Genomic DNA, 24,235 nt, shown 5'->3' with positions numbered 1-24,235 from the left:
CCGCCTTGTCCGACGCCGAAGCGATGCCGCGTCGACGGGAATGCTCTATGCCTTGTAGGCCTCTGGCGTGGCCCTGCGCGCCGGCCGCGTCATGGCGATGACCCCGGCGACAACGAAGATCAGCCCGATCCAGGCCATCGGCGGCAGTTTCTCGCCGAGGAACACGACGCCAATACCCACGCCGATCGGGACGCGGATATAGGCCTGTGCCGTCGTGCCCACCGAGCCCAGCGTCTGGATGAGCCTGAAATAGATGACGAAGGCGAGCGCCGTGGAGAAGACGGACAGGGCAAGCAGGGCGGCGATGGATTCGCGGCTCGGGGCCAGCGTCCAGGGCCTGTCGACGACAAGACTGACGGGGATGAGAATGATCGCCCCGCAGATCATCGATCCGGCCGCCGGCAGCATCGGATCCATGCCCTTGAAGTTCTTGCCGAAAATCGCAGCACCCGCATAGCTTATCGTGGCAGCGACGATCACCATCTGCGCGAAGGCCTCATGTCCGAGGCCGCCCAGCGCTTCGAAGCCGACGATGAGGCAGACGCCGATTAGGCCTACGCAAACCCCGAACAGCTTCTGCCCCGTGACCGCCTCGTGCCGGGCGACGAGCACCGTCAGCAGGAACGTGAAGATCGGCGAGGTCGAGTTGAGAATGGTCGCAAGACCGGCATCGGTCGTCTGCTCCGCCCAGGCGATCAGCGTGAACGGAATAACGCTGTTGAGACAGGCCTGGAAGAGAAAGCGCCCCCAGGTAACGCGGTCCCGCGGCAACGAAAGGCCCCGCGCCGTCACCAGCATCAGCAGCAGGCTTCCCGCGATGAGCGTTCGCGCTGCGATGAAAGTCACCGGCGGGATCGTCTCGACGCCGATCTTGATGAAGGCATAGGACGACGCCCAGAGGGTCGAAAGCAGGAGCAGCAAGACGAGATCCGTCGTCCGGTTGGTGCTTTCGGATGTCATTGCCATTCCCTCTTCAATCCCGTTTTCCGACCCTACACGAAACACATGGAAAACAGTTCGGTGTCGATCGAAGCATGTCCTGCGCCATGCAGCGAACATGCAAGAGGCTCAGCCCTCGACCCCAAGACTTTCCAGCGCGGCCTTCACCCGCAGGATATCCGCGGGGCTCAAAGGCAGGATGGGTCGCGGCGGCACGAGATGGCAAAGATCGAGGAGAGCCGCAATGGCATACATCACCCGAAAGCTGCCGAACGCCTTGAACAGCGTCCAGAGCGGCTCGAATGCCTGGCCGAGACGCTCGGCCTCTGCGCTGTCGCCGGCAATCGCCGCGCGGGTCAGCGCCAGGGCCTCCGCCGGCAGCAGGCCGGCGACGACGCTGTACCAAGCATCGCCGCCTGAAAGCAGCGATTGCGCCGCCCCCCAATCGCCGCTGTAGCCGATGGAAAAGCCTGCGGGCGTCATCGCGCGCAGGCGGGAGAGTTCGCCGCGAATGTCGCCATCGGCCGGCAACGGCATCTTGATGGCGACGACATCAGGCACTTTGGCCAGCCGCGCGATCAGGTCGTCGCTGAAGACGAAATGGGTGGTGCCGGGATTGTTGTAGACGCAGAGCGGCAGGCCGCCCGCCGCCGCGACCGAGACCATGTGCTGGAAGACCTCGTCCTGCGTCAGCGGCGTATAGGACATGGGCGCGAGCAGCAGGCCGTCGGCGCCGGCCGCCTTCGCATCGCGGGCGAGCGCCTCGGCCTCGTCCGTGCGCAGCGCGCCGACACCGACGATAACGGGGATCTTGCCGCCGACACTCGCCATCGCGGCGTCGACGGCGCGCCGGCGTTCCTCCCGCGAGAGAAAGGCGTAACCGCCCGTGCTGCCGAGAAGACCAATAGAGTCGGCGCCCGCGCTCACGATGCGGTCGAGCAGGCGGGCAAGCAGGACCGTATCGACGCGTCCGGCCGCGTCGGTCGGCGTGATCGAAAAGGCCGAAAGGCCGTTGAAAAACGTCATCGTCATTCTCCTTGCTCCGATCATAGACCGCCCAGCAGCTTGAAGGCGATCAACCACATTGTCACCGCGACAAGTCCCTCCAGCGTGCAGGTTTCGTACCGAGACCTCGCCTGCTCGTCGAGCTGCATGAACCTGACATGCTCTAGCGCCGAAACGAGGCGCGATAGGCGCGCGGGGTCAGGCCGCGAAGGCGCAGGAACTGGCGGTTGAAATTGGCGAGCGAGGCATAGCCGACCTCGTTGGCGATGTGCTGGATCGGCTGGGTGGTTGCCGAGAGGCGGGCGCAGGCCTCGCCGATGCGCAGGCCGATGAGATAATCGGAAATACTGACCTCTGTATGCCGCTTGAACAGCCGGTGCAGGCCGGATTCGCTGAGCGCCGCAAGACGGGCGAGTTCCTCCATGGACAGCGGCCGCTGATAGTGCGCGTGGAGATGCAGAAGGACGCGGTCGATCCGCGTCCGATCCTCACCGATCTGCTGCGGCACGACGGAAGACAGGGGCTGGCTGCTTCTGTCTTCAGCAAGCCGACCGAGCACGGCAAGCAGGCCGATGAGGCGCTGCGCCGGCGGACGGGAAAACATCGCCTCGAACTCCTCCGCCAGCGCGAGGCCGAGCGCCGGATCGAAGGCGAGGCCGCTTGCCGCGCGGGCGATCATCTGGCGGATCGGCGCCAGCTCCACGGAACTGCCGGCAAGGCTTTCCATCCATTCTCGACGGAACCAGAAGACGAGCGCCACATGCGGCTCCCCCGATACGATCTTCTCCCGCGATGCCCAGCTATGCGGCAGGTTCGGGCCGATCAGGACGAGGTCGCCATGATCGTAATTGGCCACATGGTTTCCGATGAAACGCTGGCCGCGCGAATTCAGCGTGAGGGTCAGTTCGAATTCGGGATGATGATGCCATTCGAAGGGAATGGCCTCCTCGAGCCGCCGGTTGAGCATGCTCCAGGATGCGTCCGATGTGATCGTCAGATGTTCGCGATGTGGCCTCATCACGCACCAAGGGAGAACAGAACGCCAGAATAGTATCAGAAATTGCCATCAGAAGACAACACGGCCGGCATGGCCCGTATAGGCTCATCCCATCACCTGACGTCAGGACGATCACGATGGGAGCAGACCATGGACCATACCGAAGCCACCAAACGCGACAGCCACCCGACCACGACCGCAACGACCCAGCTCAAGGATGTCAGGAAGACATTGCCGCTACGCGTTTTGTCGAAGGCCGACTGGGAGCACTGGACGACGAAGGGCTATGTCATTGTCCGGCAGGCGGTGCCTGCGGCCAATGTGGAGCGGCTTGTCGACCTGCTCTGGCATTTTGACGAAAAGGATCCGCGCGATCCCGCCACCTGGTACGCGCCGCAGCGGCGCGAGCACAAGATGAAGGAACTGAACAATACCGGCATGCTGGAGATCTACAATCACCAGTATCTCTGGGACAATCGCATGGAACAGCGGGTCTACGACGCCTTCGTCGACATCTGGGACCGGGTAGACCTGTGGGTGACCATCGACCGGGCCAACCTCAACCCGCCGAAGAAGATCAAGGGCAACCCGAACGGTTTCATCCACTGGGATGTCGATACCTCGATCCGCCCGCTGCCGATCGGCGTTCAGGGCGTGCTGAGCCTCCAGAAGCAGGATGGCGATGTCGGCGGCTTCCAGTGCGTGCCGGGGCTGTTCGAGCATTTCGAACAATGGGTGAAGACCCAGCCGGAAGACCGCGACCCGATGCATCCGGACATGACCGGTCAATCCGTCGTCAACATCGACATGGAGCCGGGCGACCTGATGATCTTCAACTCCCTGCTTGCCCACGGCGTTCGCCCGAACCATTCGGACGGTCGGGTGCGTATGGCCCAGTACATTTCCATGCATCCTGCCGCCTTCGACGACGCGGCCGAGCGGGAAGAACGCATCCGACTCTGGCGCGATCTCGACCATCCCCAGCGAGATGCCTTCCCGGGCGATCCGCGCGCGTGGGAGAAACAGCATGCAAAGACCGCAACGCTCTCCCCCCTCGGCGAAAGGCTGCTCGGCCTGAGCCACTGGTAACGGATGATCCCATGGCCCGCTCGACCGCGGGCCATGGGGCGCACCGACCGCTAAAGTTTGTCAGGGAAAAGCGGGAACCGGTTTTCCCGAAGAGACAAACGAAAACAAAAGAATCTAGAGGATTGCCGGTGAAATACGGTTCGCCGGAAATGCTCTCGCTTTCTGTTTTTACCGCATTACCCGACGCCGAAGCGATCCCGCTTCGGCTGGAAATGCTCTAGCGGAGATAGCGCATGCTCAAGGCCGCGAGCGGTGCGGCAAGGGCGCAGAACGTGCCGCCGCCGAGGTTTTCATAACCGAGAACACCAAGCACGCCGCCCAGGGCAAAAGCGGCGATGGTCACAAGATGAAGTTTCAGGCGCCGGAGGGTCGCCGGCCTTTCGCCACCGGTATTGCTGCCGAGAAGCATGGCGAACCCGACCCCGATATCCGTCGCTATGCCCGAAACATGGGTGGTTCTCACGCGGCTTCCCGATATCCGGGTCGATGCCGCATTCTGTATGCCCATCGTCAGGCTCAGGATCCCCACCATCAGGATGCCGTTCGGCGGCCTGGTGCTGACGGCAACGGTGAAGCCGACCAACAGCAGGAGGCCGGCCTCCACCGCCAAGGTCAGCGCATAGATGTTGTTGCGCCTCTGCCGCTTGCCGATGTCGATCAGCAGGGACGCAAGGAAGGCGCCGAGAATGAACATCACCACGACCGACAGGAAACCCAGCGCCATGTCGAGCCGGGAAATCGACACCAGTTCCGACGCCATCGAAACATTGCCGGTCATGTTCGCGGAGAAATACTGGAAGGCCATGTAGCCGGCGCTGTTCACGCCGCCGGCGACGAAGGCCAGGATGGAAGCCAGCATCAGGTCTACGGCCGGGGTTCTCGTATCGCCTTCATGAATCAGCATTTTGAATATGGAGCTGCTTGGCCAAAGGAGGGCGCAGAATCGTCATCGGTGCTGCGAATGACACGTCATAGCCCGCGCAAGCCGGCCGCGTAAATCGACAGCAGGTGGTTTGGAAGCGGGAATTCTCCCAATACTCAAAATATGTCTAGACATAATAAATATTATGACTATACATAATAGCACGCCGGCTGGGAGGACGCGTCATATGGAGGCATTCCGCATCACTGCGTCCGTAAACGGGATCCGGACATCCGGCGCCCGGGCAAACGCCGTCCGGCGGGCCGCAGCGTCGGGGCGACGCGATGGAAAGCATCGATACCGGCATCCCAAAGATACCCGCCCCCGATCGTTCTTGCCTGCTTACCGCGAATGCAGCAGCCTCTGACAGTGTGAAATCGCAGTAAAACCCGTGGGATTAGACGGTGTTGAAGGCGCAGATCCGGCCTTAGAGTTGTTTCGGCCGGCCGCACCGCGCTGGCGGCCGAAGCTTGAAGCAGGGGGAATAACGACAATGGACGCAATGATGACCGACGTCACGGAAATATCGATCGACAGCTGCCGCAGCATCTGGGAGATGCGCTCCGACAGCTGGATATTGCTGGTCGACGATCTCGGCCGGCTCTCGGCCATCGCCCATGATCACCCCGACTTCGCCGTAACGCTCAAGCGGGTGACGCGCACGATCAAGGCGCTTTCCCCCATCGAGACCTACTGGGCCTTTCCCGGCGAGCGGGTCTTTTCGGAACTGAAGGGAATGGTCGAGCGGCGCGAGCTGGTCCGCGCCCATCTCGTTGCGCGGCGCATCCACCGCATGCTGGCCGGTCAGACCTATCGCCATGAAAGCGTCTCGCTGGAAAACGAGGCGGACCTGCCCTCGCAGATCGAAACCGACGAGGAGCGGCAGGCCCAGCTTTCCCGTCCGTATTTCGAGGTGCTGATCGTCGACGAGATGTCGCCCTCCGAGCAGGACGCATTGCGCCGCCGCGTGCAGCGCAAGCGCAGCGCCGATGACGACTTCGTCTTCGACATCGTCATCGTGCCGAGCTTCGAGGACGCGCTCATCGCGACGCTCGTCAACTTCAATCTCCAGGCCGTGGTCATCCGCTACGGCTTCCCGTTCCGCTCGCAGAACCATCATCTGACGGCGCTACGCCGCCTGCTCGACGGTCTGGACGCCGGCATCGAGGCGCTGCCCGAATCCGAGCGCGGCCCGCTGCTCGGCCGGCAGATCGCGCAGCTTCGCCCCGAGCTCGACCTCTACCTCGTCACCGACGTCAATGTGGAGGACATCGCCGCGCGCATGGGCGAAACCTTCCGGCGCGTCTTCTTCCGCGAGGAGGACCACGCCGAACTCTACCGCTCGATCATGCGCGGCGTCGCCGTGCGCCACCGCACGCCGTTCTTCAACGCATTGCGCGACTATGCCAAGCAGCCGACGGGCGTCTTCCACGCCCTGCCGCTTGCCCGCGGCAAGTCCATCCAGAACTCGAACTGGATCGGCGACCTCGCCCAGTTCTACGGCATGAACCTCTTCATGGCCGAGACGTCTGCCACGTCGGGCGGCCTCGATTCCCTGCTCGACCCCGTCGGCCCCCTGAAGCTCGCGCAGGAATACGCCGGGCGTGCCTTCGGCGCCAAGCGCACCTTCTTCGCCACCAACGGCACCTCGACGGCCAACAAGGTCGTCGTGCAGGCGCTGGTGCGACCCGGCGACGTCGTGCTGGTCGACCGCAACTGTCACAAGTCGCATCACTACGGGCTGGTGCTCGCCGGGGCGCAGGTCGGCTATCTCGATTCCTATCCGCTCAACGACTATTCGATGTACGGCGCCGTGCCCCTGCGGCAACTGAAACAGACGCTGCTGGCCTACAAGCATGCCGGCATGCTCGATCGCGTACGGCTGCTGCTGCTTACCAACTGCACCTTCGACGGCATCGTCTATGACGTCGAGCGCGTGATGATGGAGTGCCTTGCGATTGCCCCGCACCTCGTCTTCCTGTGGGACGAAGCCTGGTTCGCCTTCGCCTATTGCCACCCGATCTACCGCCAGCGCACCGCCATGGGCAGCGCCGCCAAGATCTCTGCCATGCTGCAGGACCCCGACTATGCCGAGCGTTACGAGGCCTTCCGCGCCGAATTCGACGAGGACGCCTGGGACGACGACGAGAGGGTGCTGAACACGCGGCTTCTGCCGGACCCCGCGAAGGCGCGGGTGCGCGTCTATGCGACCCATTCGACGCACAAGACGCTGACGGCGCTGCGGCAAGGCTCGATGATCCACATCTGGGACCAGGACTTCAAGGACAAGACCGAGGAGGCTTTCCACGAAGCCTACATGACGCACACCTCGACCTCGCCGAACTACCAGATCCTCGCCTCGCTGGACGTCGGCCGCCGGCAGGTGGAACTGGAGGGCTACGAGCTCGTCCAGCGCCAGCTCGAACTCGCCATGAGCCTGCGCGAGCAGGTGTTCAGCCATCCGCTGCTCAAGAAATACTTCCGCTTCCTCGGCGTCGGCGATCTCGTCCCGCCGGAATACCGTGAATCGAAGGCTGAATCCTATTTCGACGAGAAGACCGGCTGGAGCAATTTCGAAACCGCCTGGCGGACGGACGAATTCGCGCTCGACCCGACGCGTGCCACGCTGGAAATCGGCGCGACGGGCCTCGACGGCGATACGTTCAAGAACAAGCACCTGATGGATAAATACAATATCCAGATCAACAAGACCTCGCGCAACACCGTGCTGTTCATGACGAATATCGGCAGCACGCGCTCCGGCGTCGCCCATCTCATCGAGGTGCTGGTGAAGATCGCGCGCGACATCGACGAACGGGTGAAGGACCTGTCGATGGTCGAGCGGCGCATCCATGACAAGCGGGTGCGCTCCCTGACGCTCGAACAGCCGCCGCTGCCCGACTTCTCCGCGTTCCATCCGGCCTTCTGCCAGACGGCGCCGACGAGCAACATGGCAACCCGCGACGGCGACATGCGCACCGCCTTCTTCATGTCCTATGACGATACGAGCTGCGAATATATCGGCCTCACCGAAGCCGAGCGGGCGATTGCGGGCGGGCGCGAACTTGTCTCGGCGCTGTTCGTGATCCCCTATCCGCCCGGTTTCCCCATCCTCGTCCCCGGCCAGATCATCAGCGCTGCGATCCTCGAATATCTGCACGCGCTCGATGTGCGGGAAATCCATGGCTTCCGGCCCGAGCTCGGCTTCCGGGTATTCACGGAGAAAGCCCTGGAGTCCTATCGCGGCGCGCAGGACCGACAGGCAACGACATAGGGATGTCTATGCGAGACAAATACCAGTGAAGAACCAATGTTCCATATACAACTAGGCGGCTGGTATGGTCCCGCTGCGGCTTTCCAGCCGGTACCGCTGGCCCGGATAGATGATCCGTGCCGTCGAGACGATTCCGCGATCCGACCAGGTGCGGCGCCGGATCATCAGACAGGGCTCGGTCTTCAGGATCATCAGCAGCTTGCATTCCCAGGGCTGCGGAATGGTGGCTTCGACGACATGCTCGGAGCCGCTCAGAGGCGCGATGGCCGAGAGATAGGCATTGGGCGTGATGACGGAGAAATCCTGACCGAGATAATCGGGCGCGATACCGGGGTGGACGTATCGATCCTCGATCTGGACCGGCACGCCTTCCTCGCTGTGGACGATGAGCGAATGGAAGACGGGCGCGCCGATCTCGAGGCCGAGCGCATCCGCAACATCCGGCGGCGCCGAGGCTTTTGCCAGCGCAACCACCTTGGCTTCATGGACATGGCCGCGCTCGGCGATCTCCTCGGCGATGTTGCGAACCTCGAACAGGGCAGACACGCCCTTGCGTTCGGCGACGAAGGAACCGACCCCCTGGATGCGAACGAGTTCGCCCTCGTTCGCCAGTTCCCGCAGGGCGCGGTTGGCGGTCATCTTGCTGACGCCGAGCTCCATCACCAGCTCGTTTTCCGAGGGGACACGGTATTTCGGCGGCCACTCGCCGCTGTGGATCCTGTCGAGGATGATCTGCTTGACGCCGGCGTAAAGGGGGGTCGCGTCGTTCGCCGCCAGCTCTTTGCGCATTTCGCCGCCACGCTTCATCGTCACAATCCTCACCACCACGATCAATCGTCAAAAACCTAAACTTCCTTCTTGCATAACACAAATTTTTTCTTATGGTACCATATACAACTTCCCCGGAGCGCAAGCGATGGCGGCAAGCCGGCGAAAGATCGGCAGGCAACGACGACCAACAACCTGAGAGGAGCAATCACATGAAACTGCGGAATGTCATTCTTGCAGGCGCGGCCGCTCTGGCCACGCTTACGGCGCCGGCCCTTGCCAAGGACTGGAAGACGGCGACGATCACGCTCGAAGGCGCCTACGCGCCGTGGAACCTCACCAATGCCGACGGCACGCTCGGCGGTTTCGAGCCCGAACTGGCGAAGGTGCTCTGCGAGCGCGCGAAGATCGAATGCACGCTGGTCGCCTCCGACTGGGACGGCATGATCCCGGCGCTGAATGCCGGCAAGTTCGACGTGATCATGGACGCGCTGTCGATCACCGAAGAGCGCAAGCAGATCATCGACTTCACCATTCCCTATGCCGCCACCCCGGCAGCCTTCGCGACGGCGGCCGACAGCCCGCTCGCCAACGCCACCGGAACGGGTGCGATCGTCAAGATGACGCCCGGCCAGACCGGCGTGAAGGAAGTCGACGCCCTGAAGGAAGCCTTCGCCGGCAAGACGATCGGCATCCAGGCGGCGACCGTCTATGCCAAGTTCATCTACGACAATTTCGGCGCGACCTCTGAAATCCGCGAATACAAGACCGGCGCCGAGCGCGATCTGGACCTCCAGAACGGCCGTATCGACCTCGGCTTCGACGACGCCGTCTATTTCGGCAATGCTTTTGCCGCAGCGAACGGCGCGCTTGCCTTCACCGGCCCGGAAATCGTCGGCCCGATCTGGGGCGAAGGCGAAGGTCTCGGCATCCGCAAGGCGGATACGGATCTGCGCGACAAATTCAACGAGGCCATCAAGTCGGCTCTGGCCGACGGCACCGTGAAAGACCTGTCGATGAAGTGGTTCAAGGTGGACGTCAGCCCGCAGGAATAAGGCGGGATACGTCGTCGCGATTTGGGTTTCCGGCGGATCGCCGGAGACCCGGAACGCATTTGTCTTGATGCCGCAATCGACGGGACACGGACATGACAACCTTGGGACTCCTCGGCTTCGGCCAGAATGGGTGGGGCGCGCTGCTTCTGGTCGCCACGCTGATGACCCTCGCGGTGACGGCGACGGCGCTTTTCATCGGGGCCGTGCTCGGCACCCTGGTGGCGATCGCCAAACTGTCGGGCAACCTGCTGCTGGTCAGCCTCGGCAATATCTACACGACCGTGTTTCGCGGCGTGCCGGAACTCCTCATCATCTATCTCATCTATTTCGGCGGCTCGTCGGCTGTCACGGCGGTCGGCCAGTGGATGGGCTATGAAGGGTTCCTCGGATTGCCATCCTTCGCCGCGGGCGCGCTCGCCGTTGGCATCATCTCCGGCTCCTATCAGGCCGAAGTCTATCGCGGCGCCTATCTCGCCATCGCCAAGGGCGAACTCGAGGCAGCCTCGGCGATCGGCATGAACCGCATGCTGCGCCTGCGCCGGGTCGTCATGCCCCAGGTCCTGCGCTTCGCCATTCCCGGCCTCGGCAATGTCTGGCAGCTGACGCTCAAGGATTCGGCGCTGATCTCGGTCACCGGCCTTGCCGAACTGATGCGTACCAGCCAGGTGGCCGCTGGCTCGACCCGGCAATATTTCCTCTTCTACATCGTCGGCGGCATTCTCTACCTCGTGCTGACCAGCCTTTCGGACCGGGTGTTCAACGGTGCCGAACGGCGCGCGAACCGCAGCATGCCGACCGCAGCCATGGGGCAGGCCTGATGGATATCACCTTCCTCGCCTCCGCCATGGGTACGCTGCTCGCGGCCGTGCCCACGACGCTTCTGCTGTTCTCGCTCTCGGTGTTCTTCGGTTGCCTTCTGGCGCTGGTGATCGTGACCATGCGCGTCAGCAGCAACAAACTGCTGTCCGGCTTCGCCAAGGGCTACATCTTCATCTTCCGTGGCTCGCCGCTGCTGATCCAGATGTTCCTCGTCTTCTACGGGCTCGGCCAGTTCGGCGTCATCCGCTACTCCTTCCTGTGGCCGTTCCTGCGCGAGCCTGTCGTCTGCGCCGTGCTGTCGCTGGCGCTCTGCACGGCGGGTTACTCGGCGGAAATCTTCCGCAGCGGCATCCGTGCCGTCTCGCCGAAGGAAATCGAGGCGGCCCGTGCCATCGGAATGTCGGGCTTCCTTCTCGTTCGCCGCATCATCGCCCCCATCGCCTTCCGTCACGCCCTTCCGGCCTATTCGACGGAAATCGTGCTGATGATGAAGTCGACCGCGCTCGCCAGCCTCGTCACCGTCTGGGAGGTCACCGGCGTCGCACAGCGCCTGATCTCGCAGACCTACCGGACGATGGAGGTCTTCCTCTGCGCCGCGCTCATCTATCTCATCCTGAACTTCCTGATCCTGCAGGCCATGGCGCTGCTGGAACGTTCGCTCTCCAAACATCGCCGCGCGGCCCCGCCGGCGGCAGTCAAAGCCTGAGGGAGGCTCGACCGATGCCTGGTGTGACCCGCCTTTCAGTCCGCAACATCCGCAAGAGCTTCGGCAACCACGAGGTCCTGCGCGGCATTTCGCTCGATGCGCAGGATGGCGACGTGATTTCGCTGCTCGGCGCCTCCGGCTCCGGCAAATCGACGTTCCTGCGCTGCATCAACCTTCTGGAGACGGCGACCGACGGCGAGATCTTCGTCGACGGCGAACAGATCCGCATGGTGCACAAGAACGGGCAGAGCCGCCCGGCAAGCCAGAAGCAGGTGGACCATATCCGCTCCGAACTCGGCATGGTGTTCCAGAGCTTCAATCTCTGGTCCCACATGACCATCCTGCAGAACGTCATCGAAGGCCCGGTGCATGTGCTGAAGCGCCCCAAGGCCGAATGCATCGCCGAAGCCGAAGCGCTGCTCGAAAAGGTCGGCATCGCCGACAAGCGCCATGCCTATCCGGCCCATCTGTCGGGCGGCCAGCAGCAGCGCGCGGCCATCGCCCGGGCGCTCGCCATGAAGCCCAAGGTCATGCTGTTCGACGAGCCCACCTCGGCGCTCGACCCCGAACTCGTCGGCGAAGTGCTGCGCGTCATGCGCGCGCTGGCCGAAGAAGGCATGACCATGCTGGTCGTCACCCACGAAATGAGCTTCGCGCGCAACGTCTCCAACCGTGTCGTCTTCATGCGCCAGGGCCTGGTCGACAGCAGCGGCGCACCGGATGACATGTTCGGCAGCGGCGCGTCGCCGGCTTTCCGGCAGTTCATCGGCCATTTCGGAAACGGCCAATGAGCGTCCTTCTCGACGGCGGACTTTCCTGGCGGGAAGTCGCGCGGATCGGTGACGGCGAAGCGCTCGTCCTTTCCGACCGGGCAATCGCCCGTCTCGCACGGGCAAGAGACATCGTCGACGCCATCGTGGCAGCCGGCATTCGCGCCTATGGCGTCAATACGGGCGTCGGCGCGCTTTCCGATACCGTCGTCGACATCGCGTCGCAGAGCCGGCTGTCGCGCAACATCGTGCTGAGCCATGCCTGCGGCGTCGGCCCGCTGCTGGCGCCGCGCGAGGTTCGCGCGATCATCGCCGCGCAGATCGCCAATTTCTGCCACGGCCATTCAGGCGTGCGCCCGGCGGTCGTCAGCCATCTCGCGGCCTTCCTTGCGCAGGACTGCATTCCGGACGTTCCCGCGAAAGGCTCGGCGGGCTACCTCACCCACAATGCGCATACCGCCCTCGTCCTGATCGGCGAAGGCCATGCGCGGGTGCGCGGCGAGCACAGGACCGGGCGCGAAGCGCTTGCGGCCATCGGCCTTGCGCCGCTGGTGCTCGAGGCCAAGGAAGGCCTCAGCCTGGTGAACGGCACGGCCTGCGCCACCGGCCTCACGGCGCTTGCCCTGTCCCGCGCCGAACGCCTCCTCGACTGGGCCGACGCCATCGCCGCGCTCACGCTCGAAGCCGCCGGATGCCAGATGGCGGCCTTTGACGAAGCGGTCCTTGCGCTTCGCCCGTCCGCGGGCATTGCCAAGGTCGGTGCGAGGCTGCGCGCGCGGCTTGCCGGCAGCGGCCTGATCGCGGCGGCCGTCGGCAAGCGGACGCAGGATGCGCTCAGCCTCCGCTCCGTGCCGCATGCGCATGGCGCGGCCTGGGACGTGTTCGATCAGAGCGGCGGCGTCGTCGACCGCGAGCTTGCCTCCGTCACCGACAATCCCGCCGTCTCCGGCACGCCGGATAATCCGGTCGTCTCCTCGCAGGCCCACGCCGTCGCCCCTGCCCTCGGCCAGGCGGCCGACAGTCTGGCGATTGCAATCGCGCAGATCGCAGCGATGAGCGAACGGCGCATGGACCGCCTGGTCAATCCGCTGGTCAGCGGCCTGCCGCCGTTCCTCGCCAGCGATGCCGGCAGCCATTCGGGCTTCATGATCGCGCAATACACCGCAACGGCGCTCAGCAATGACAACCGGCGCCTCGCCGCCCCGGCCGCCACCGATGGCGGCATCACCTCCGGCCTGCAGGAGGATTTCCTCGCGCATCCGACGGCCGCGGCAAACAAGCTGCTGGCGATCCTCGACAATGCGGAGCATATCCTGGCGATCGAATTGATGGCCGCAGCGCAGGCGCATGATTTCCTCACCGGCAAGGGCAAGCGTGCCGCCGGCACGGAAATCCTGCATTCGATGGCCCGCGCCAGGGTGGCGCATTACGAGGACGACCGGCCGCTCGGCGCCGATATCACGGCGCTGAGGGCCTTGATCGCCGGGGAAACGCCGGCCGCATAACGGGAAAGGCAAGCAATGCCCGCAGAGTTCGACGTCGCCGTCATCGGTCTTGGCGCCATGGGAAGCGCGGCGGCGTCCTTCGCCGCCGCGCGCGGCGCGCGCGTCCTGGGGCTGGAAGCGCATTTTCCCGCGCATGCCCTCAGTTCCTCGCACGGCGACAGCCGGCTGATCCGGCTCGGCTACTTCGAGGATCCGTCCTATGTGCCCCTTCTCAAGCGCGCCTATGAAAACTGGCGCGCGCTGGAGGCGCGGCTGCGCGCGGACATCCTCACCGTCACCGGCGTGCTGCAGATCGGCCGTCCCGACAGCAAGATCGTCAGCGGCACCAAGGCGTCCTGCGACCTGCACGGCCTGACCCACGAAATCCTCGACAAGGGCGAAATGGCGCGCCGCTACCCGGCCTTCGCGCTCGAGGACGGCGAGATCGGATTGCTCGATCCGCAGGGCGGCTATATCCGGCCCGAAGCCGCGATCATGGGCTACCTCAAGCTTGCGGCCGAGGACGGCGCGGAACTGCATTTCGGCGAAAAGGTCGTGGCCATCGAGCCGGACGAGCACGGCGTCGATATCCGGACCACGACGGGCGCGTATCGCGCGCGCAAGGTCATCGTGGCGACTGGCGCCTGGATTGCCGAACTCGTTCCCGAACTTCGCCCCCATGCCGTGCCGATCCGGCAGGTCGTTGCCTGGTATCAGCCGGAAGACGGTTTCGTCGCCGCGCCGGGCCGCATGCCCTGCTTCCTGCGCGACGAGGGCGAGAACGGCTCCTATTTCGGCTTTCCGGCCATCGGCATCGACGGCGTCAAGATCGGTCGCCATGCCCATTTCCGCGAGCCGATCGATCCCACCCTCGCCAATCCGCCGGTCAACGACGCCGATACCGCTCTGCTGGACACCTTTGCGCGCAAGCGCCTTCCCATGGCGGCATCGGTGCGCCTGCGCGCCACGACCTGCCGCTACACCATGCTGCCGAGCGAAGATTTCCTGCTCGATTTCAGCCCGTCGCACCGCAATGTCCTCGTATCCTCGGCCTGCTCTGGTCACGGCTTCAAGTTCACCAGCGTGGTCGGCGAAATCCTGTCCGATCTCGCACTCGACGGCGGCTCCCGCCTGCCGACATCCCTGTTCTCGTTCGAACGGCATTTCGGCGTGAAGGCGTGAGGCCTGGCCGGATCGGAAGGCAGGCCGGTACGTTGAAGCCTGTCAGAGTTTTGCCTTCGTCGACCGCGGCGTCGACAGGAGCAGGCTCGTTTCGCTGCCGGTGATACCCGGCACGAGGCGGATCTTGCGCAGGACGGCATCGAACTCGGCAAGGCTCGAGGCGGACAGTTCCACCAGGAGATCCCACCGGCCGTTCGTCGTGTGGATCTGGGAAATCTCCGGGAAGCCGCCGAGCTTGCGGATGACGCGATCCGTCACATGACCCTCGATCTCGATCATCATGACGCCGCGGATGACGTCCTCGAGCGCATCGGCGCGCAGCATCACGGTATAGCCGAGGATGGTGCCGTCCTGCTCCATGCGCTCGATGCGCGCCCGGATGGTTGCCCGCGATGCGCCGGTTTCGAGGGCGAGGTCCGAAACGCTGCGGCGGCCGTTGCCGCGCAGCAGCGTCACGATCTTCTGGTCGAGGTCATCCATGCCAAATTGATCCTCAGGCTTGTCATTTTGGTCATTATGCCCTTCCGACATGCCAAAATTCAATATTCAATCTGCCACTGGAGGCCTCTAAAGTCGGGAAAACCAATCGGGAGTACACCATGGACTGCACGCTGATCGGCGCCCCCTTGCAAATCGGTGCGGGGCAGCTTGGCTGCGAAATGGGGCCAAGCGCCCTTCGCATCGCCGGCCTTCGCGCGGCGCTGGAAGAACTGGGCCACACGGTCAAGGACACCGGCAATCTCACCCCCCGTCCCTTCGACGAGATGCCGCACCCGAACAAGGCCGTCCATCATCTCGGCGAAACGGTCGCCTGGGTCGAGGCGCTGTCGGCAGCAGCCTATGAGCACAGCAAGACCGGCATGCCCATCTTCCTCGGCGGCGACCATGCGATCTCGGCCGGCACCGTCGCTGGTCTGTCGCGCCGGGCGGCCGAAAGCGGCCGGCCGCTCTTCGTGCTCTGGCTCGATGCCCATACCGACTTCCACACGCTTGAAACGACGGTCAGCGGCAACCTGCACGGCACGCCGGTCGCCTACTATACCGGCCAGACCGGCTTTGACGGCTATTTCCCGGCGCTCGCCCATCCCGTCGCCACGGAAAACGTCTGCATGATCGGCATTCGCAGCGTCGACACCGCCGAACAGGCCGCCATCCGCAAGACCGGCATCACCGTGCATGACATGCGCGTGATCGACGAACACGGCGTCGCCGTCCTCGTGCGCACCTTCATCGAGCGGGTCCGCGCCGCAAACGGCCTCCTGCATGTCAGCTTCGACGTCGACTTCCTCGAGCCGGACATCGCGCCGGCCGTCGGCACCACGGTGCCGGGCGGCGCGACCTTCCGCGAGGCGCATCTGATCATGGAAATGCTGCACGACAGCAACCTGGTTTCCAGCCTCGACATCGTCGAGCTGAACCCCTTCCTCGACGAGCGCGGCAAGACCGCAAAGCTGCTCGTCGATCTCGTTTCCAGCCTCATGGGCAAGCGGGTGATGGATCGCCCGACCGTTGCAGGCTGATTGGCTACTGCTGGAGGAAAGCATGAACACCGATCCGAAATTGAACGTCGTCCCGTTCGTCAGCGTCGACCACATGATGAAGCTGGTCCTGAAGGTTGGCATCGACCGGTTCCTGACGGAACTGGCCGCGACCATCGAAGAAGACTTCCGCCGCTGGCCGGTCTTCGACAAGACCCCGCGCGTCGCCTCCCATTCCGAGGAGGGCGTCATCGAACTGATGCCGACGAGCGACGGCACGCTCTACGGCTTCAAATATGTCAACGGTCACCCGAAGAACACGCGTGACGGCCGCCAGACCGTAACGGCCTTCGGCGTTCTCTCCGATGTCGGCAACGGCTATCCGATGCTGCTGACCGAGATGACGATCCTGACCGCGCTGCGCACGGCGGCAACCTCGGCTGTCGCGGCCAAGTATCTCGCAAGGCCGAATGCCCGCACCATGGCCATCATCGGCAATGGCGCGCAGAGCGAATTCCAGGCCCGCGCCTTCAAGTCGCTGCTCGGCGTCGACACGCTGCGCCTCTACGACATCGACGCATCGGCGACCGGCAAATGCGCCCGCAACCTCGCCGGCCTCGGCTTCACCATCGTGGAATGTTCCTCCGTCGAGGAAGCGGTGGAAGGCGCCGACATCGTCACCACCGTGACCGCCGACAAGCAATATGCGACGATCCTTTCGGACAACCATGTCGGCCCGGGCGTGCATATCAACGCGGTCGGCGGCGACTGCCCCGGCAAGACCGAACTCAGCAAGGACATCCTGCTGCGCTCGGACATCTTCGTCGAATATCCGCCGCAGACGCGCATCGAAGGCGAGATCCAGCAACTGCCGGCCGAACACCCCGTCATCGAGCTCTGGCAGGTCATGACCGGTGAGGTCGAAGGCCGCCGGAGCGCGGATCAGATCACGCTCTTCGACAGCGTGGGCTTCGCCATCGAGGACTTCTCCGCCCTTCGTTACGTGCGCGACAAGATCTCGGAATTCGGCATGTTCGCCGAACTCGACCTCCTTGCCGATCCCGACGAGCCGCGTGACCTCTACGGCATGCTGCTGCGCTGCGAGAAGAAGCTCAACGCGGCCTGATATCCGCATGAATTGTCACCGCCCGGTCTGCCGACAGGCAGCTCGGGCGGTGTTTTTACGTCGACCGTCAGCGCTTGCCGGACGACCGCAGCGTGAAGGCGGCCGCAAGGTCCGCCAGCCTGCCGAATGGCGCACGCAGGAGGCCCGGCAGGTTCCAGCGCCCCTGCACGAAGACGCCCTTGGCGTGGCTCATCGCCCGGAACCCCTCGATACCGTGATAGGCGCCCATGCCGCTCGGGCCGATGCCGCCAAAGGGCAGATCGTCCTGCGCGACATGGATCATCGTGTTGTTGATACCGACATTGCCGGACGTGGTGCGCGCGAGAAGACGGGTGCAATCGGCGTCCCTGTCGCCGAAATAATAAAGGGCGAGCGGCCGCGGCCGGCCGTTCACGTAGTCGATCACCTCATCGATCGCGCGATAGGTGCGCACAGGCAGGATAGGGCCGAAAATCTCCTCCTGCATAAGGGCCGCTTCGTCGCCGGCGCCGAGAACGAGCGTCGGCGCCAGCGTACGTGGCCGGTTCGCCGCCGCCTCGGGATGCGCCCCGACGTCGACGACCCGCGCACCGCGCCGCCGCGCGTCGTCCAGCAGTCCCGTCAGTCGCTCAAAATGCCTGTCGCTGACGATGGCGGTGTAGTCCTGCCCCGCCGGGCCCTGCGGATAGGTACGGGCGACCGCCGCGCCATAACCCGTGACGAAGGCCTCCAGATCGTCCTCATGCACGAAGGCATAATCCGGCGCGACGCAGGTCTGGCCGGCATTGGAGAGCTTGCCGAAGACGATGGATCCGAGTGTGCGGTCATTCACCTGGCCGCGCGCGACGACGACGGGGCTCTTGCCGCCGAGTTCCAGCGTCAGCGGCACCAGATTGTCGCTCGCCGCCTTCATCACCTTGCGACCGACACCGGTGCTGCCGGTGAACAGCAAATGATCGAAGGAGAGTCCGCTGAACACCGCGCCGACCTCCGGGCCGCCGAGCACGACGGAAACCTCTCCCGGGGCGAAGATCTCCGCCAGCATATCCCTGATCAGCGCGCTGGTGCGCGGTGTCAGTTCGGAGGGCTTCAGCATCACCCGGTTGCCGGCGGCGAGCGCGGTCGCAAGGGGAATGAGCGAGAGCGAGACGGGATAGTTCCATGGCGCCATCACGCCGACCACGCCCTTCGGCTGGTATTCGACGAAAGCGCGGCCCGAACGGTAGAAGAGGCCGACATGCCGGCGCTCTGGCCGCATGAAACGCGAGAGGTTCCGGCGAAGGTAGTCGATCGTCTGGACCACGCCGAGCAGCTCCATCAGGTCGGTCTCGTGGCGTGAGCGGTGGCCGAAATCCGCACTGACCGCCTCCTGAAACGCGCGGCGGCGGGCAAGGACTGAAGCGCGCAGGCGCGCAAGCTGCGCCTTGCGCAGGCGAATATCCGGCGACCCATCCGCCAGGAAGGCCCGCCGCTGGTTCTCCAGCAAGGCCTGAATGTCGGTTTCCATCGTCGGTGTCATCCTTTCCTCATGCCCGGTCGAGTGCGTCTAGGGGCCGCGGCATATTGAGAACCAGCTGTGCATTCCGGACCACATCCATCCGCAGGAGCGTGCGCGTACCGAGCCCGTCGAGCAACTGGCTCAACGGCCCGCCATGGCGCGTCAGTTGCACGCCCTTCGGGAACAGCGTTTGTGCAAACGAGAGCATATTCCATTGAACCAGCGTCTGATGCCATTGCCCGTCGATCAGGTTGACTGCGATATTGCTCGCCATATGGGATTGCGGCGCGACGTCGCGCAAGGCCGGAAGCGGTGCCTTGAGGACAAGGTCCGGCACGCCCTCAAGGGAGGAGACCCCGGCTTTCACCGTTTCACCGATTTCGAGATCGATGTCCGCACGCCATTTGGGCAGCTGGTAGCCATGAACCCCACGCACCCGGGCGATTTCAGTCGTAACGGGCAGGGCCAGCACATGCGCATGGAAATGCCGCCGCCGCATGGAACGCAACAGTTCCAGCCCCTGCGACCCGCGTGCGCCCGGCTGGCGCAGGATCACGGCAACGGAGGCTTCGTTGTAGGGATCGTTGTCGCAAACCGTGTAGGCATAGAGGGTGAGCGCCACGAGCCCGTATCCGGGCACGGCCCGCAGCGGCTCCAGCGGCATGGGCAGCATCGGCCGCAGGCGCGAGAGCGGCGCAAGGAAGAGAAGCTGAACATTGCTGCTGCGATAATAGAAGTTCGGCGCCCAGACGGGGCCGACCCGCGACGGCACCATCTGCTTGGGAATGCGGCGGAAGAAATCGATATTACCCGCCGCCGGATCGCGCGCCACCACGTCGAGATCCGGGTTCATCCGGAACCGGTCGTAGTAACCGCCGGCGGAAACCCCGACCGTCTGCCCGCCGAATTCCACGTCGGCAATCTGTTCGTCCATGATCCCCTCCCCCACACTCACGCCGCCGCCGTGCGGCGCTCCATCCAGCGGCGATAGCGCCGGGCACGGCAGCGGGTGGCCGCCTGCGAGAGGGCCAGCGCCCAGGCCGGCGAGACGCGGGGCGCCGTGCGACGGCGGCGGGCAAGACGGACCAGCTGATACTTGACGGCCGCCATATGCGCGGTCGAGGCGAGCTGCTTGTTCTTCCAGGCGATGGGCCGCAGGACCGGCACATCCGCGCGGCCGCTGCGCCAGTTGCGGGGAAGGTCGGGCTCGATTGCCAGGGCCGTTGCGATCCCGGCCATCGCGACCCCGCTGGCGATGACGGTCTCGGCAACCTCCCGCCGGCGAATGCCGCCCGTCACCATCAGCGGCATGGTCGCGACCCTCGCGATCTCGCGGGCGAAATCGAGGAAGTAGGCCTCACGGGCCAGGGTCCGCTCGTCCCGCACTGAGCCCATCATCGCCGGCGCCTCGTAGCTGCCGCCGGAGAGCTCGACGAGATCGACGCCGAGGGCGCCGAGCATCGTCACCACCGCCCGCGCATCCTCCGGCGAGAAGCCGCCACGCTGGAAATCGGCGGAGTTGAGCTTAACCGCTACGGCAAAACCGGGACCGACCGCGGCCCTGACGGCGCGCACGATATCGATCAACAGGCGCGCACGGTTCTCGAGGCTGCCGCCCCAGCGGTCCTGCCGGCGGTTTGCCAGCGGCGAGAGGAACTGGCTGAGGAGATAACCATGCGCCGCATGCACCTCGACGCCGGTAAACCCGGCCCGCTCGGCGAGCAGGGCCGTCGCCACGAAGCGACGCTCGATGTCGGCTATATCGTCCGCCGTCATCTCGCGCGGCACCGGGAACTGTTTCGACAGCGCGCCGATATCCATCGCCACCGCCGAAGGCGCCAGCGTCGGCTGCCCGAGCGCGGCCGGCATCTGCCGGCCGGGGTGATTGATCTGCATCCACATCTGCGCGCCGCGCGAACGCCCCGCCCTGGCCCAGGCCTCGAAGCGGTCGAGGTGCCGGTCATCCTCCAGCACCACACCTCCGGGGCCGGTCATGGCGCGGGCATCGACCATCACGTTGCCGGTGATGATCAGGCCCGCCTCCCCCTCCGCCCAGGCCTGGTAGAGGCGCAGCAGTTCGTGGGATGGCGCATGGTCGCCATCGGCCATGTTCTCTTCCATGGCGGCCTTGGCGATGCGGTTGGGAACAAGGGCTCCGTTGGGCAGAACGAGCGGGGAAAAGAGCGACATGAGCAGTCTCCAAAGTTTGATTTGGACACAGCATAACCTTTGAGTTAAGTTTAAGGTCAATCCCATTTCTGCTGGAGAATTGTCACCCATGAATATCGGGGAACTGGCCAAACGCACCGGCCTCAGCAGCTCGCGCATCCGCTTCTACGAGCGGGCCGGCCTGCTGACGGCGGTGGATCGCCGGCCCAACGGTTATCGCACCTACCCACCACAGGCCGCGCTGGTGCTTACCCTGATCGCGACCGCCCAGAATGCCGGTTTCAGCCTGGAGGAAATCCGCAAGCTCCTGCCCTCCGACCTGGAGCGCTGGCACCACGATGCACTGCTGGAGGCGCTTCACCGCAAGGTGGCGGATATCGAGGCGCTGGAGGCAAGGCTTGCCGAGAACAAGGCGCAGCTCGTATCGCTCATCGCGGATATCGAGGCCAAGCCCGACGACATCGACTGCGCCGCCAACGCGCGGCGGGTCCTCTCCCGCATGGTGGGCGCAGAGGCGGAGAGCCAGATCAAGGCCACTGATGACGCGACGTCCATGGGCAAGGCAAAGCCCCGGCGGCAACCGAGGGCCGGTTAGGCAAGGCAGGCAGGCGAACGATCCGTCAGAGCCTCCGGCGACGGCACCCGAACGCCAGAGGCTTTGCTGTCCGGCAATCTCAATCCGGCGTGACGGGGTGGGCCGCCATCAGCTCGAGCGCGCGCACGATGCCGGAATGGTCCCAATCGGCCCCGCCATTGGCCACGCAGGTGTTGAACAGCTGCTGGGCCGTGGCCGTGCTGGGCAGTGCGACGCCGACGGCCTTGGCGCTCGCCAACGCAAGGTTCAGGTCCTTCTGGTGCAGCGCGATGCGGAAGCCCGGGTCGAAGGTGCGCTTGATCATGCGCTCGCCATGGACCTCCAGAATGCGCGACGTGGCAAGCCCGCCCATGAGCGCCTGGCGCACCTTGGCGGGATCGGCGCCCGACTTGGAGGCGAAGACGAGGCCTTCGGCGACCGCCTCGATGGTCAGCGCCACGATGATCTGGTTGGCGACCTTGGCGGTCTGGCCGGCGCCGTTCGGCCCGACGAGCGTGATGTTCTTGCCCATCAGTTCGAAGATCGGCCGCACCCGCTCGAAGATCGCCTCGTCCCCGCCCACCATGATGGAGAGGCTGGCCGCCTTGGCGCCCACCTCGCCGCCGGAGACGGGCGCGTCGAGATAATGCGCACCGAGAGCGTCGATCCTTTCGGCGAACTGCTTGGTCTCCACGGGCGAGATCGAGCTCATGTCGACGACGACCTTGCCGGCCGAAAGGCCCGAGGCGATGCCGTCGGGGCCGAACAGCACCTTTTCGACATCGGGCGTATCCGGCACCATCAGGAGGATGATATCGGCCGCTTCCGCCACCGCCGCGGGGCTGGCGCAGGCGGTGCCGCCGGCGGCGACAAGTTCGGCCGGTACGTCGCGCCGCGTGTTGAGGAAGAGCGTATGTCCACCCTTCAGGAGATGTCCCGCCATGGGCGTGCCCATGATGCCGAGGCCGATGAATCCGATCTTCATGCTTTCACTCCTCTTTCCTTCGCAGGTTGCAGGATAGGACATCGTTCAGCCAGCGAACAACAAACAAAAGCGTGGCCGGTCATCCCGGCCACGCTTTTCCGTCTTCCGTTTCCGGTCGGCGCTGCGCCCCGGCCTACGATGCCCTGTCGCGGTGACGCCCAAGCAGTGAAACGCAAACCAGCGAGATGGCGGCGAGGATGCTGGCGAAGACGGCGAGCGGCCACCATTGTCCCTTGAACGTTTCCGCAAGGACCGTACCGAGCACCGGCGTCAGGCCGCCGGCAAGGGCGCCGCAGAACTGGTAGGCGATGGAGATCGCGCTGTAGCGCACCCGCGCCGGGAAGACCTGCGAGATGTAGCCGGCGATGACGGCGTAGGAGAAGGCGCCGAAGACGATGTTGACGATGAGGCCGATCTGGATCAGCGCATAGTTGCCGGTTTCCACGACCATGAACACCGGATAGGGCGTCAGCATCGCGATCGCGAGGCAGATCTGCAGGAACAGCCGCTCATTGCCCATCTTCTCGGCGATGCGCGCGCCGATAGGCTGGCAGAGAAACTGCGCGACAGCCGTCCAGAACAGGGCGTCGAGAATGGTCGGACGGGCGATCCCGGCATATTGCGTCGCATAGGCGACGAGGAAGGTGTTGTAGAAATAGACCGCTGCGATGCCGAAGGTGTTGGCGCCCATGGCGAGGAAGATCGCGCCGCGCCAGTCACGGAAGACCTCCACCGCCGGCATGGCCGACTGCTGGGCGCTCTTCCTGACCTTCTCGAATTCCGGCGTTTCCTCGATGTTGAGGCGAATGACAAGGCCGACGCCGAGCAGCGCGATGCTGACGAGGAACGGCACACGCCATCCCCAGTCGAGGAACACCTCCTGATCGACGAGGCCGGCGATACGAAATGCCAGCAGCGCCAGGATGAGGCCGGCCGGGCTGCCGAGCTGTGCGAAGGAGGCAAAGAAGGTCTGGCGCCCCTTCGGTGCGTGTTCTGCGGCCAGCAGCACCGCGCCACCCCATTCGCCGCCGACGGCAATGCCCTGGAAGACGCGCAGGACGACGAGGAGGATTGGCGCCCAGATGCCGATCTGCGCATGGGTCGGCAGGAGGCCGATCAGCGCCGTGGCGCAGCCCATCATGATCAGCGTGACCACGAGAATGTTCTTGCGTCCCATGCGGTCGCCGAGATGACCGAAGATCAGACCGCCGAGCGGCCGGGCGAAGAAGCCGACCGCGAAGGTGCCGAAGGCCGAGAGCGTCGCGATATAGGGCGAGGACCCCGTGAAGAAAAGCGGCCCGAAGACCAGCGCGGCCGCAAAGCCATAGATGTAGAAGTCATACCATTCGATGGTGGTGCCGACGAAGGAGCCGAGAGCGGCGCGGGTCGACTGCGATTTCCTGTCTGCCATGTTTC

The 24,235-nt window shown here is 64.6% G+C and carries 23 protein-coding genes; 12 read left to right on the top strand and 11 right to left on the bottom strand.

Annotated features, from left to right (window positions below; genetic code table 11):
- Window positions 1-45: 45 nt before the first annotated feature.
- The 3 genes from V8U06_RS21890 to V8U06_RS21880 all read right to left on the bottom strand — a co-directional run bounded on the left by V8U06_RS21890 (window position 46) and on the right by V8U06_RS21880 (window position 2,911).
- The gene (locus tag V8U06_RS21890) at window positions 46-960 is read right to left on the bottom strand and encodes a DMT family transporter (RefSeq protein WP_427142502.1); all 915 of its coding nucleotides are present in this window, start codon (window positions 958-960) and stop codon (window positions 46-48) included.
- 108 nt (window positions 961-1,068) lie between these two features.
- Window positions 1,069-1,965 carry a dihydrodipicolinate synthase family protein gene (locus V8U06_RS21885; RefSeq protein ID WP_427142532.1) on the bottom strand — a complete coding sequence of 299 codons (897 nt, stop codon included), beginning with the start codon at window positions 1,963-1,965 and terminating at the stop codon, window positions 1,069-1,071.
- Between the two features lie 142 nt (window positions 1,966-2,107).
- The gene (locus V8U06_RS21880; protein WP_226922170.1) at window positions 2,108-2,911 is read right to left on the bottom strand and encodes a helix-turn-helix domain-containing protein; all 804 of its coding nucleotides are present in this window, start codon (window positions 2,909-2,911) and stop codon (window positions 2,108-2,110) included.
- Window positions 2,912-3,091: 180 nt separating this feature from the next.
- Here V8U06_RS21880 and V8U06_RS21875 point away from each other — a divergent pair, with 180 nt between their 5' ends.
- A complete protein-coding gene (locus V8U06_RS21875) occupies window positions 3,092-4,030 on the top strand; it encodes a phytanoyl-CoA dioxygenase family protein (protein WP_427142501.1) in 939 nt (312 codons plus the stop codon).
- 11 nt (window positions 4,031-4,041) lie between these two features.
- Window positions 4,042-4,251, top strand: coding sequence for a hypothetical protein (locus tag V8U06_RS21870; RefSeq protein WP_427142500.1), 210 nt, complete (start codon window positions 4,042-4,044; stop codon window positions 4,249-4,251).
- Here V8U06_RS21870 and V8U06_RS21865 read toward each other — a convergent pair.
- Complete coding sequence (locus V8U06_RS21865; protein WP_427142499.1) at window positions 4,248-4,889, bottom strand: YoaK family protein; 642 nt, start codon at window positions 4,887-4,889, stop codon at window positions 4,248-4,250. The genes V8U06_RS21870 and V8U06_RS21865 overlap by 4 nt on opposite strands.
- Window positions 4,890-5,445: 556 nt before the next feature.
- On the opposite strand from V8U06_RS21865, the gene V8U06_RS21860 reads away from it, so the two are divergent.
- On the top strand, window positions 5,446-8,226 hold the full coding sequence (locus V8U06_RS21860) for an aminotransferase class I/II-fold pyridoxal phosphate-dependent enzyme (protein ID WP_427142498.1): 2,781 nt from the start codon (window positions 5,446-5,448) through the stop codon (window positions 8,224-8,226).
- Window positions 8,227-8,277: 51 nt separating this feature from the next.
- Here V8U06_RS21860 and hutC read toward each other — a convergent pair whose 3' ends face one another.
- Complete coding sequence (hutC, locus tag V8U06_RS21855; RefSeq protein ID WP_427142531.1) at window positions 8,278-9,033, bottom strand: histidine utilization repressor; 756 nt, start codon at window positions 9,031-9,033, stop codon at window positions 8,278-8,280.
- 173 nt (window positions 9,034-9,206) lie between these two features.
- Between hutC and V8U06_RS21850 the strand changes: the two genes are divergently transcribed.
- The 6 genes from V8U06_RS21850 (at window position 9,207) to solA (ending at window position 15,010) form a co-directional block, all read left to right on the top strand.
- A complete protein-coding gene (locus V8U06_RS21850) occupies window positions 9,207-10,049 on the top strand; it encodes a transporter substrate-binding domain-containing protein (RefSeq protein WP_226922175.1) in 843 nt (280 codons plus the stop codon).
- 92 nt (window positions 10,050-10,141) lie between these two features.
- Window positions 10,142-10,867: an ABC transporter permease gene (locus V8U06_RS21845; RefSeq protein WP_226922176.1), complete on the top strand. Its 726-nt coding sequence runs from the start codon at window positions 10,142-10,144 to the stop codon at window positions 10,865-10,867.
- On the top strand, window positions 10,867-11,574 hold the full coding sequence (locus tag V8U06_RS21840; RefSeq protein ID WP_226922177.1) for an ABC transporter permease: 708 nt from the start codon (window positions 10,867-10,869) through the stop codon (window positions 11,572-11,574). The genes V8U06_RS21845 and V8U06_RS21840 overlap by 1 nt, the downstream gene beginning before the upstream one ends.
- A gap of 14 nt (window positions 11,575-11,588) precedes the next feature.
- Complete coding sequence (locus tag V8U06_RS21835; protein WP_226922178.1) at window positions 11,589-12,365, top strand: ABC transporter ATP-binding protein; 777 nt, start codon at window positions 11,589-11,591, stop codon at window positions 12,363-12,365.
- Window positions 12,362-13,849: an HAL/PAL/TAL family ammonia-lyase gene (locus tag V8U06_RS21830; RefSeq protein WP_427142497.1), complete on the top strand. Its 1,488-nt coding sequence runs from the start codon at window positions 12,362-12,364 to the stop codon at window positions 13,847-13,849. The genes V8U06_RS21835 and V8U06_RS21830 overlap by 4 nt, the downstream gene beginning before the upstream one ends.
- A 15-nt stretch (window positions 13,850-13,864) precedes the next feature.
- Complete coding sequence (gene solA / locus V8U06_RS21825) at window positions 13,865-15,010, top strand: N-methyl-L-tryptophan oxidase (protein ID WP_427142496.1); 1,146 nt, start codon at window positions 13,865-13,867, stop codon at window positions 15,008-15,010.
- A gap of 42 nt (window positions 15,011-15,052) precedes the next feature.
- Here the strand turns inward: solA and V8U06_RS21820 are convergent, their stop codons facing one another.
- On the bottom strand, window positions 15,053-15,490 hold the full coding sequence (locus V8U06_RS21820; RefSeq protein WP_427142495.1) for an Lrp/AsnC family transcriptional regulator: 438 nt from the start codon (window positions 15,488-15,490) through the stop codon (window positions 15,053-15,055).
- 119 nt (window positions 15,491-15,609) lie between these two features.
- On the opposite strand from V8U06_RS21820, the gene rocF reads away from it, so the two are divergent.
- Together rocF and ocd are read left to right on the top strand one after the other, a co-directional pair.
- Entirely contained in the window at window positions 15,610-16,530 is a 921-nt protein-coding gene (rocF, locus tag V8U06_RS21815) for an arginase (RefSeq protein ID WP_427142494.1), read from the top strand.
- A 22-nt stretch (window positions 16,531-16,552) separates the two neighbouring features.
- Window positions 16,553-17,614, top strand: coding sequence for an ornithine cyclodeaminase (gene ocd, locus V8U06_RS21810; RefSeq protein ID WP_427142493.1), 1,062 nt, complete (start codon window positions 16,553-16,555; stop codon window positions 17,612-17,614).
- A 67-nt stretch (window positions 17,615-17,681) separates the two neighbouring features.
- Here the strand turns inward: ocd and V8U06_RS21805 are convergent, their stop codons facing one another.
- The 3 genes from V8U06_RS21805 to V8U06_RS21795 are packed head-to-tail and all read right to left on the bottom strand — an operon-like array spanning window position 17,682 to window position 21,281.
- Entirely contained in the window at window positions 17,682-19,112 is a 1,431-nt protein-coding gene (locus V8U06_RS21805; protein WP_427142492.1) for a coniferyl aldehyde dehydrogenase, read from the bottom strand.
- A 7-nt stretch (window positions 19,113-19,119) separates the two neighbouring features.
- Window positions 19,120-20,025: a hypothetical protein gene (locus V8U06_RS21800; RefSeq protein ID WP_427142491.1), complete on the bottom strand. Its 906-nt coding sequence runs from the start codon at window positions 20,023-20,025 to the stop codon at window positions 19,120-19,122.
- A gap of 17 nt (window positions 20,026-20,042) precedes the next feature.
- Complete coding sequence (locus V8U06_RS21795; protein WP_427142490.1) at window positions 20,043-21,281, bottom strand: NADH:flavin oxidoreductase/NADH oxidase family protein; 1,239 nt, start codon at window positions 21,279-21,281, stop codon at window positions 20,043-20,045.
- 88 nt (window positions 21,282-21,369) lie between these two features.
- Between V8U06_RS21795 and V8U06_RS21790 the strand changes: the two genes are divergently transcribed.
- Window positions 21,370-21,855: a MerR family transcriptional regulator gene (locus tag V8U06_RS21790; RefSeq protein ID WP_427142489.1), complete on the top strand. Its 486-nt coding sequence runs from the start codon at window positions 21,370-21,372 to the stop codon at window positions 21,853-21,855.
- 79 nt (window positions 21,856-21,934) lie between these two features.
- Here V8U06_RS21790 and glxR read toward each other — a convergent pair whose 3' ends face one another.
- Together glxR and V8U06_RS21780 are read right to left on the bottom strand one after the other, a co-directional pair.
- Window positions 21,935-22,819 carry a 2-hydroxy-3-oxopropionate reductase gene (gene glxR, locus V8U06_RS21785; protein WP_427142488.1) on the bottom strand — a complete coding sequence of 295 codons (885 nt, stop codon included), beginning with the start codon at window positions 22,817-22,819 and terminating at the stop codon, window positions 21,935-21,937.
- Window positions 22,820-22,952: 133 nt separating this feature from the next.
- Window positions 22,953-24,230 carry an MFS transporter gene (locus V8U06_RS21780; protein ID WP_427142487.1) on the bottom strand — a complete coding sequence of 426 codons (1,278 nt, stop codon included), beginning with the start codon at window positions 24,228-24,230 and terminating at the stop codon, window positions 22,953-22,955.
- Window positions 24,231-24,235: the final 5 nt, after the last annotated feature.

It is taken from the genome of Shinella sp. G-2 (genome assembly GCF_050172695.1).
In the GTDB taxonomy this organism is placed as follows: Bacteria; Pseudomonadota; Alphaproteobacteria; order Rhizobiales; family Rhizobiaceae; genus Shinella.
This window is presented reverse-complemented; position numbering and strand designations above follow the sequence as displayed.

Coding starts and splice junctions, on each gene's coding strand:
- V8U06_RS21890 (WP_427142502.1), bottom strand. CDS start 960: ATGACATCCGAAAGCACCAACCGGACGACGGATCTCGTCTTGCTGCTC.
- V8U06_RS21885 (WP_427142532.1), bottom strand. CDS start 1,965: ATGACGTTTTTCAACGGCCTTTCGGCCTTTTCGATCACGCCGACCGAC.
- V8U06_RS21880 (WP_226922170.1), bottom strand. CDS start 2,911: ATGCTCAACCGGCGGCTCGAGGAGGCCATTCCCTTCGAATGGCATCAT.
- V8U06_RS21875 (WP_427142501.1), top strand. CDS start 3,092: ATGGACCATACCGAAGCCACCAAACGCGACAGCCACCCGACCACGACC.
- V8U06_RS21870 (WP_427142500.1), top strand. CDS start 4,042: ATGGCCCGCTCGACCGCGGGCCATGGGGCGCACCGACCGCTAAAGTTT.
- V8U06_RS21865 (WP_427142499.1), bottom strand. CDS start 4,889: ATGCTGGCTTCCATCCTGGCCTTCGTCGCCGGCGGCGTGAACAGCGCC.
- V8U06_RS21860 (WP_427142498.1), top strand. CDS start 5,446: ATGGACGCAATGATGACCGACGTCACGGAAATATCGATCGACAGCTGC.
- hutC (WP_427142531.1), bottom strand. CDS start 9,033: ATGAAGCGTGGCGGCGAAATGCGCAAAGAGCTGGCGGCGAACGACGCG.
- V8U06_RS21850 (WP_226922175.1), top strand. CDS start 9,207: ATGAAACTGCGGAATGTCATTCTTGCAGGCGCGGCCGCTCTGGCCACG.
- V8U06_RS21845 (WP_226922176.1), top strand. CDS start 10,142: ATGACAACCTTGGGACTCCTCGGCTTCGGCCAGAATGGGTGGGGCGCG.
- V8U06_RS21840 (WP_226922177.1), top strand. CDS start 10,867: ATGGATATCACCTTCCTCGCCTCCGCCATGGGTACGCTGCTCGCGGCC.
- V8U06_RS21835 (WP_226922178.1), top strand. CDS start 11,589: ATGCCTGGTGTGACCCGCCTTTCAGTCCGCAACATCCGCAAGAGCTTC.
- V8U06_RS21830 (WP_427142497.1), top strand. CDS start 12,362: ATGAGCGTCCTTCTCGACGGCGGACTTTCCTGGCGGGAAGTCGCGCGG.
- solA (WP_427142496.1), top strand. CDS start 13,865: ATGCCCGCAGAGTTCGACGTCGCCGTCATCGGTCTTGGCGCCATGGGA.
- V8U06_RS21820 (WP_427142495.1), bottom strand. CDS start 15,490: ATGGATGACCTCGACCAGAAGATCGTGACGCTGCTGCGCGGCAACGGC.
- rocF (WP_427142494.1), top strand. CDS start 15,610: ATGGACTGCACGCTGATCGGCGCCCCCTTGCAAATCGGTGCGGGGCAG.
- ocd (WP_427142493.1), top strand. CDS start 16,553: ATGAACACCGATCCGAAATTGAACGTCGTCCCGTTCGTCAGCGTCGAC.
- V8U06_RS21805 (WP_427142492.1), bottom strand. CDS start 19,112: ATGACACCGACGATGGAAACCGACATTCAGGCCTTGCTGGAGAACCAG.
- V8U06_RS21800 (WP_427142491.1), bottom strand. CDS start 20,025: ATGGACGAACAGATTGCCGACGTGGAATTCGGCGGGCAGACGGTCGGG.
- V8U06_RS21795 (WP_427142490.1), bottom strand. CDS start 21,281: ATGTCGCTCTTTTCCCCGCTCGTTCTGCCCAACGGAGCCCTTGTTCCC.
- V8U06_RS21790 (WP_427142489.1), top strand. CDS start 21,370: ATGAATATCGGGGAACTGGCCAAACGCACCGGCCTCAGCAGCTCGCGC.
- glxR (WP_427142488.1), bottom strand. CDS start 22,819: ATGAAGATCGGATTCATCGGCCTCGGCATCATGGGCACGCCCATGGCG.
- V8U06_RS21780 (WP_427142487.1), bottom strand. CDS start 24,230: ATGGCAGACAGGAAATCGCAGTCGACCCGCGCCGCTCTCGGCTCCTTC.